Origin of the sequence: Candidatus Methanoperedens nitratireducens, assembly GCF_900196725.1 — an archaeon.
Lineage (GTDB): Archaea > Halobacteriota > Methanosarcinia > Methanosarcinales > Methanoperedenaceae > Methanoperedens > Methanoperedens nitroreducens_A.
Map to the genome: position 1 here is coordinate 1 of NZ_FZMP01000242.1, position 7,141 is coordinate 7,141.

Here is a 7,141-nt window from a genome sequence, read left to right on the forward strand (position 1 = left end):
TACATCAAATATATTCATGTGTCACCAACCTACTCCTGTGTTCCGCTCAGCATTTCTTCTAACATTTCGTCGGTATTTAGCAGGTATCTCGCTCTTTCCATGTTTATTTCCTCAACCCTCTTCCATGAAGACCAGTTATGGATGAGTACTTTTTTGGGAAGAAGTTTCATGAAACCAGGAACCTGTCCCAGCATCTTCTCTATATTCTCAAGAGTATCTTCATATAACACATCGAGGTTGGCATTGGGATAGATATGATTTCCATTTCCCACATCAACCGTGATGTCGGCAAATGTCCCTTCATGACCAATTTGCTGGACGATACCCTCAGGTACATTTATTTCTTTAAATTCCATTTAATTCACCTTCTGCTTAGTCCCCTGAATTGATTCAGAGTCTTATTCTTGAACCCATTAGAAAAGTTTCTGTTGATTCTGGGCTCTAATACTTACAACCCCATAACTTAACATCTCAGGTATATATACCAATGAACACCATCATATATATAGTAATAACTTTCATGTATATTTTTTTTATAATATTAGTACTATTTACGACTAATCATTATATTTAAAGTAGCTATCTGCTCTTCCTGCCAGACTATGTCGTTTCTGTCCACTGTGAAAACAATCATTAACCTTTACATACGGTTGAGACCTATAGTAAAGCTCTTAAGTTTCTGTAATTTACGAATAATTAGCCGCAGATGAACGCAGATAAACGCAGATTTGTGGCGACGTATCCGCGTTTATCTGCGGTTTTGTTTCTCATGGTTATTACGGTTATTTCTGAACTCCACTATATATAACAGGAATCATGAGGTATAATTGAATAGACAGATAAACAGTAATCAGCAGCCAGAAGAATTTACCAGGGTTCGCATTCTACAAAAAAGCGCGAACGAAATCCTGGGGACTGTTGAAAGCCTTTTGGGGGCAAATAAACTCCGAGTAAGGTGTATGGATGGAATGGTAAGGCTGACCCGCATTCCAGGTAAAATCAAAAAAAGGATATGGATCCGCGAGGGGGACGTAATTATTATTGTTCCATGGTCTTTCCAGAATGAAAAGGCTGATATTATCTGGAAATACAGCCCTCCTCAGGTTAACTGGCTTGAGCGCAAGGGATTTTTGAAAATCTAATGTCAAACAAGAGGCACCGCACTTCGTGCGGTGGTAGTCACTTGATGTATGCCTAAATGTTTTTTTTAGACGTATAAAACCGTAGCATATTTTATGCGCTCCTAAAATCAAAAAAATACTCCGTTAGATATCTGTAATTAAACAATGTGAGTTGAATAGTTGAATAATGGTCTGAGGAAAAACTAAGATTTATTAATGATATACTCAATAACAGGTGGAATTGGACTTAAGTAGAAGAGTTGATACTAAGTATGAGCCAATTTCATATCGTAGCTATAGGCACATCGGCCGGAGGACTTAAAGCCTTATCAGAGCTTTTATCAGGCTTACCTTCTGACCTTCCGGTGCCAATCCTTATTGTTCAGCATCTTGACCCGCGGCATAAGAGCCTGATGGCCGAAATACTGCAGCGGCACTGCAAGATGAAAGTAAAGGAGGGTGTGCATGAGGAAACGATACAGCCCTCTACTGTGTACATCGCACCGCCAAACAAGCATATGCTTGTCGTCCAAGGAAAAATTAATCTCACCTCGACAGCATTTGTGCATTTCACCAGGCCATCGATAGACCTCATGTTTGAATCTGTAGCTGCTGATTTTGGTGATAAGGCCATAGGAATTATCCTGACCGGGACCGGGATAGATGGCTCGATGGGTATCAAGGCGATAAAAGAAAGGGGTGGAACAACGATAGCGCAGGACGAAGAGACTTCCGAGCATTCCGGGATGCCGAAAGCTGCTATTGCTACGGGTGCGGTGGACTTTATCCTGCCGCTTCAGGATATCGCGCAGGCCATAATTACACTTTTCAGAAGAGATCAAGAGGAATGATAAATGTCGAAAAACGATAGCGAAGCCGAAGAAGAAGTAACTGAAAACGAAACTAAAGAACTTGAAGTATTATTGCAGAAGATATTCGAGGAGCGCGGCATGGATTTCAGAGAGTATAAGAGAGCAAGTCTCAAGCGCCGCATCCAGAAAAGACTTGAAGCAAATAACCTGACCTCTTATGCTGAATATATAAAGCTGATGGACAGCAGCCCTGATGAGTACGCCAAGCTGTTTGATACACTGTTGATAAATGTGACTGAGTTCTTCCGCGACCCTGAGGCATTCGAAGTACTTGAGAAGGAAGTAATCCCTCAGATTATATCGCGAAAGAAGAAAGGCGATTCTATCAGGATATGGAGTGCAGGCTGCGCCTCAGGGGAGGAGCCTTATTCGATGGGGATACTGCTTGCCGAAAAGCTCGGAGAATCCATTTACGACTATGAGATAAGGATTTATGCTACAGATATAGACGAGAATGCCCTCATCGAAGCGCGAAGTGGAATATACAATGAGAGTAAACTCAAAAATATTAAGAAGGAATTCATCGGTAAATACTTCACTAGGGAGAACGGCAGCTACAGGATTAGCAAGATTATCAGGCAGAGGGTCATTTTCGGCAGGCAGAACCTGACCAAGGATGCGCCAATCTCTCACCTTGACCTTATTGTATGCAGGAACGTATTGATTTACTTTAACCATGACCTGCAGAATAAGCTCATGATGAGATTCCATTACGCCCTGGACAGGGATGGATACATATTCTTCGGAAAATCCGAATCCATGCTTATGGGTTCAAAACTGTTCAAGCCATTAGATAAGAAATGGAGAATATTCAAGAAGTCCCCAGACATTACGGCAGGGCTGACTGTCGGAGAGGGACAGCGCGCAGCACTGGAGGAGAATCTCATAGACAAGGCTATCAGGGATGCGAGAAGAGAATTCAGGGTTATGGATTTCTATATCCAGAGTATCATCCAGAATATCAGCCTGAGTCTCATTGTTATCGACAGAAATAACCTCATAACAATGTGGAATCAGGCATCAGAGGGGCTATGGCTGATAAAAGCCGAGAATGCAATAGGACGTAACTTTTTTGAGACTGGGATGGGAGAGCGATTGGCTGGTATAAAGGAGCGGATTGATGAGGTAACCAGAGAAAGAATAAATGTCAGAATAGAGGCACTGGAAGTTATCGGCTATAAGGGTGAGAAGAGGTTCATGGATCTAACTCTTGTCCCATTGATTGATCCCAATAGGGAGTTGCACGGTGTAATAATAACCAGCAGCGATGTGACCGAGGATAAAAAGCGCAAGGATGAACTCGAAAAATCGAATGAAGAATTCAAGTTATTGAATGAGAAGCTGGAGACCGCTAATGAGGAACTTAGGTCTTCCGATGAAGAGCTTGAGACCGCTAATGAGGAACTCAAATCTGCCAACGAGGAACTTGAGACTACTATTGAAGAGCTGCAATCTACGTCAGAAGAGCTTGAGACCAGCAACGAGGAACTCCAAGCGACCAATGAGGAACTGGAAACAACCAACGAGGAGCTCAGATCGACAAATGAGGAACTCGATACTACAAACGAGGAACTCAGGAGCACGGCTGAGCAGCTCAATTCTATTAACATGTACAACAAAACGATTGTCCAGAGCATGAACCAGAGCCTGATTGTATTGAACCGAAACGGTATTATCACAACATGGAACCCTGCTGCTGAGTTATTGTGGGGACTAAAGGAGGAAGACACTGTTGGCAAAAGTATATTCAGCTTTAGTCCTGAGCTTGGTATCAAAGTTGAAGTACTCAGGCAAAAAATCAGGCAGGTGGTAGAGAATAGAACAACATACCGTGAGGGTGCGCTTGAACATGTCGTACCGTCTGGTGAAAAAAGGCTCATGGAGTTAACAATAACTCCTCTGATCGACATCATGGACAAACCTGTAGGCACGGTTATACTCTCGCAAGATGTCACAGAAGAAAAGAGGGCAGAGGCAATCATTCAGGAGGCTCGTTTATATGCAGAGAGCGTCGTGGAGACGATACGGGAACCCCTTCTAATTCTCGATGCACAACTGCGAGTGAAAACGGCAAACCAGGCTTTTTATAAAAATTTCAATATCTCACCAGAAGAAATAGAGAACAAATTCATTTATAACCTTGGGAAGGGCCAGTGGGATATTCCCAGACTGCGAGAGCTGCTGGAGGAGATTCTCCCCAAGAATAGCCAGTTCCAGGATTTCGAGATTGAGCACGAGTTCCCCAGCATAGGACGAAAGATAATGTCGCTCAATGCCAGGCGGATATATCGAGAGGGCACTGGCACACAGATGATCCTTCTTGCCATTGAGGATATTACAGAGCGGCGGTGCGGGGAGAGAAGTTGAAAGATGCACAGCAGAACTTGAGTTCGATTGACAGTAATGGAGGCGAGGAGAGGTTTACTGTTGAGGCAATCCTCAGTAAGATTCAGGAGATGCTTATAGGATACTGAGAACGCCCCCTTTCCTTAATTTTCAGCTAAACTATTACAAACCGCGAAGCGCCGAAGGCATTTTTATAATCAAAGCGAACTGCAAACACGTTGCTGAATGCAGTCTCTCTATTCTGCACTTAAAACCTCGTGTATGGTTTTCAACAACCTCGTGGCATTATAAGGCTTTGGCAAAAAGGCATTTGAGTAATCAGCAACTTTTGCGAGCCTGTCTTCATCTGTTAATCCACTGACTGCGATAATTTTGGCTTCAGGACTAATTCTACGAATAGCTCGACTGCTCGTTTGACCATCCATAACAGGCATCATCATATCCATAAGGGTAACTTTGATTTTATCCATGTTTTGAGCGTACAATGCTACTGCCTGTGTACCATCCTCGGCTGTAATCACTTTATACCCGTGTGCCTCCAATGTCGAACTGGTAATCTCGCTAATCGAGGCTTCATCTTCGACAACGAGAATTAATTCCCCATGCCCAGTGACCAGTTCAAGCAGTTGCTCCTCTGCTTTTTGTGTTTCACTTGTTGTAGTTGCGGGGAAATAGACCTTAAATGATGTTCCTTTTCCAACCTCGCTATACACATTTATAAACCCGCTGTGACTTTTCACGATTGCTAAAGCTGTTGAAAGACCCAATCCAGTGCCTTTGCCATGCTCTTTTGTAGTGAAAAATGGCTCAAAAATTCTATCGAGTATTTTAGGAGGAATCCCAGTTCCTGTGTCTGAGACTGAAATAACAATATAAGGACCTGCTTTGGCATCAATGTTCATCCGTGCGAAGTTTTCATCAACTAAAAAATTTTCAGCAGAAATGCTCAGGATACCACTAAATTGCATCGCATCCCTGGCATTCACACACAGGTTCATCAGAACCTGATGCAATTGTGTGGCATCTCCAGATATAGCCCAAATATCTTTCTGCACGTCAGTTCTGATTTCGATATATTTCGGGAATGTCCCATTTGCTATCTTCACAATTTCAGTTATGATACTTGTTGCTTGAAGAACATTGCGCTCACCCTCAATACCGCGTGCAAATGACATAACCTGCTTCACGAGATTAGCTCCGCGTTGAGCATTTGTTTCGAGGATTGCCAGCAATTTCTGGCCTTGTTCATCCTTTAATTTTTCATTTAACATTTGCAGAGACAGCATTATTGGTGTCAGCACATTGTTAAGGTCATGTGCGATACCGCCAGCAAGCGTGCCTATGCTCTCCATTCGCTGTGCGCGCAGGAATTGCGCTTCTAATTTCTTCTTCTCAGTGATGTCGGTATTGATGATAAGTATTGATTTTTGTTTCCCTCTATTATCGCGCACCAGAGTCCAGCGGCTTTCGACATCGATATCCTTACTGTCTTTCGTTACCTGATGCAGTTCGCCCGTCCACTCTCCTTTCGCCATTACGCTCTTCTGAGCTTCGATGAGCCTTGGCGACTCTTCTTTATAGAGAAGCTCATTGGTATTTTTGCCTATTGTTTCCTCTGCGGTCCAACCATATAAACGTTCAGCGCCTTTATTCCAGTAGATGAGGCAATGATCAAAGTCACGAACAATAATAGCATCCTGCGCTTTGTCAAGAAGTGCGGCTTGCTCTCTTATTTGCGTCTCAACCTGCTTGCGTTCAATGATCTCCTTTCTCAGAAAAGTGGCTTGTTCTCGTATCTGGTCCTCTGAACGCCTGCGCTCTGTGATATCGCGAGCAATGCCGAATGCTCCGACCGCCTTTCCATTCTGAGTTTGCGGTTTTATTGAATATTCCATCATTACATATTCACCTGACTTCGAAAGAATGCGTAATTCTATGTTAGGTGATGGTATTTCTCCTTTCAGGATGCATTGATAAATCTCCTTTATGAAAGGTAAATCATCCGGATGGAAAAGAGACTTGAAATTTTTGCCAAGCCACTCATCACGTGACCAGCCAGTAATCGTTTCAAATGCGGGGTTCAGGGAAGTAATCGTCCCTTCCGTGGATATTGTGAAGATAACATCCCTTGCGCTTTCAACAAGACTTCGATAGCTTGCTTCTGATTCACCCATCGCTTCCTCAGCACGCTTGTGCTGGGTATCTGATCTTTCTAATTCGGCAGTCCTTCGACGCAGTTCCGCCAATTCATTAACGAGTTGCTCTTTAGTCTTATCTTTATCTTTCACCATTTTTATCTCTCAAAATAGCAGCAATCCAACCTATATAACTGGTTCCATCCTTTACTTGAACTCAATTTCATTAATAGATTTCCCATGCATCCCATTGTTATCTAGACATTTCTATAGTCAGATATTGCATAATCCTGACGTTGTCGCTCTCACCACGAAGAGTGTATACACATATACAAGAAAGACGACCTAAGAAATGAAACTCGTGTTCATAGGCTTTAACAATATTGTGATCAAAAACATAGACTGAAGAAGCACCCCGCAGATGCCGCGCAAATTTTATTGCGGAGTCCGTCACTTTCCTTCCTCCTTCTTTCTCTTTATGATTGAAATAACCTCATCACTATGTACAGAGATATTTAATTTCCCTAAATGCGAATCTCCTCCTCACATCTCTTACACGGGAAAACCATACCTTTGATTGTTGAAATGATAGGATGCCTATGATGCTGATGTCGGGCACAAAGCGATTAATCTTTTTCTGTGAGCACGTCCACACGCTGGTGAAGTT

General features: G+C 42.8%; 5 protein-coding genes. 3 read left to right on the forward strand and 2 right to left on the reverse strand.

Going from position 1 to position 7,141, the window contains the following annotated elements:
• Positions 1 to 29: 29 nt before the first annotated feature.
• Entirely contained in the window at positions 30 to 356 is a 327-nt protein-coding gene (locus MNV_RS18095; protein WP_096207343.1) for a hypothetical protein, read from the reverse strand.
• Positions 357 to 827: 471 nt separating this feature from the next.
• Between MNV_RS18095 and eif1A the strand changes: the two genes are divergently transcribed.
• From eif1A to MNV_RS18110, 3 genes are all read left to right on the forward strand, one after another.
• Positions 828 to 1,142, forward strand: a complete 315-nt coding sequence (gene eif1A / locus MNV_RS18100; protein WP_218838068.1) for a translation initiation factor eIF-1A — start codon at positions 828 to 830, stop codon at positions 1,140 to 1,142.
• A gap of 251 nt (positions 1,143 to 1,393) precedes the next feature.
• Positions 1,394 to 1,972, forward strand: a complete 579-nt coding sequence (locus MNV_RS18105; protein ID WP_096207344.1) for a chemotaxis protein CheB — start codon at positions 1,394 to 1,396, stop codon at positions 1,970 to 1,972.
• A gap of 3 nt (positions 1,973 to 1,975) precedes the next feature.
• Entirely contained in the window at positions 1,976 to 4,360 is a 2,385-nt protein-coding gene (locus MNV_RS18110) for a CheR family methyltransferase (protein ID WP_096207345.1), read from the forward strand.
• Positions 4,361 to 4,575: 215 nt separating this feature from the next.
• On the opposite strand, the gene MNV_RS18115 is transcribed toward MNV_RS18110, so the two are convergent.
• On the reverse strand, positions 4,576 to 6,630 hold the full coding sequence (locus tag MNV_RS18115; protein ID WP_096207346.1) for a PAS domain-containing hybrid sensor histidine kinase/response regulator: 2,055 nt from the start codon (positions 6,628 to 6,630) through the stop codon (positions 4,576 to 4,578).
• Between the last annotated feature and the right edge of the window lie 511 nt (positions 6,631 to 7,141).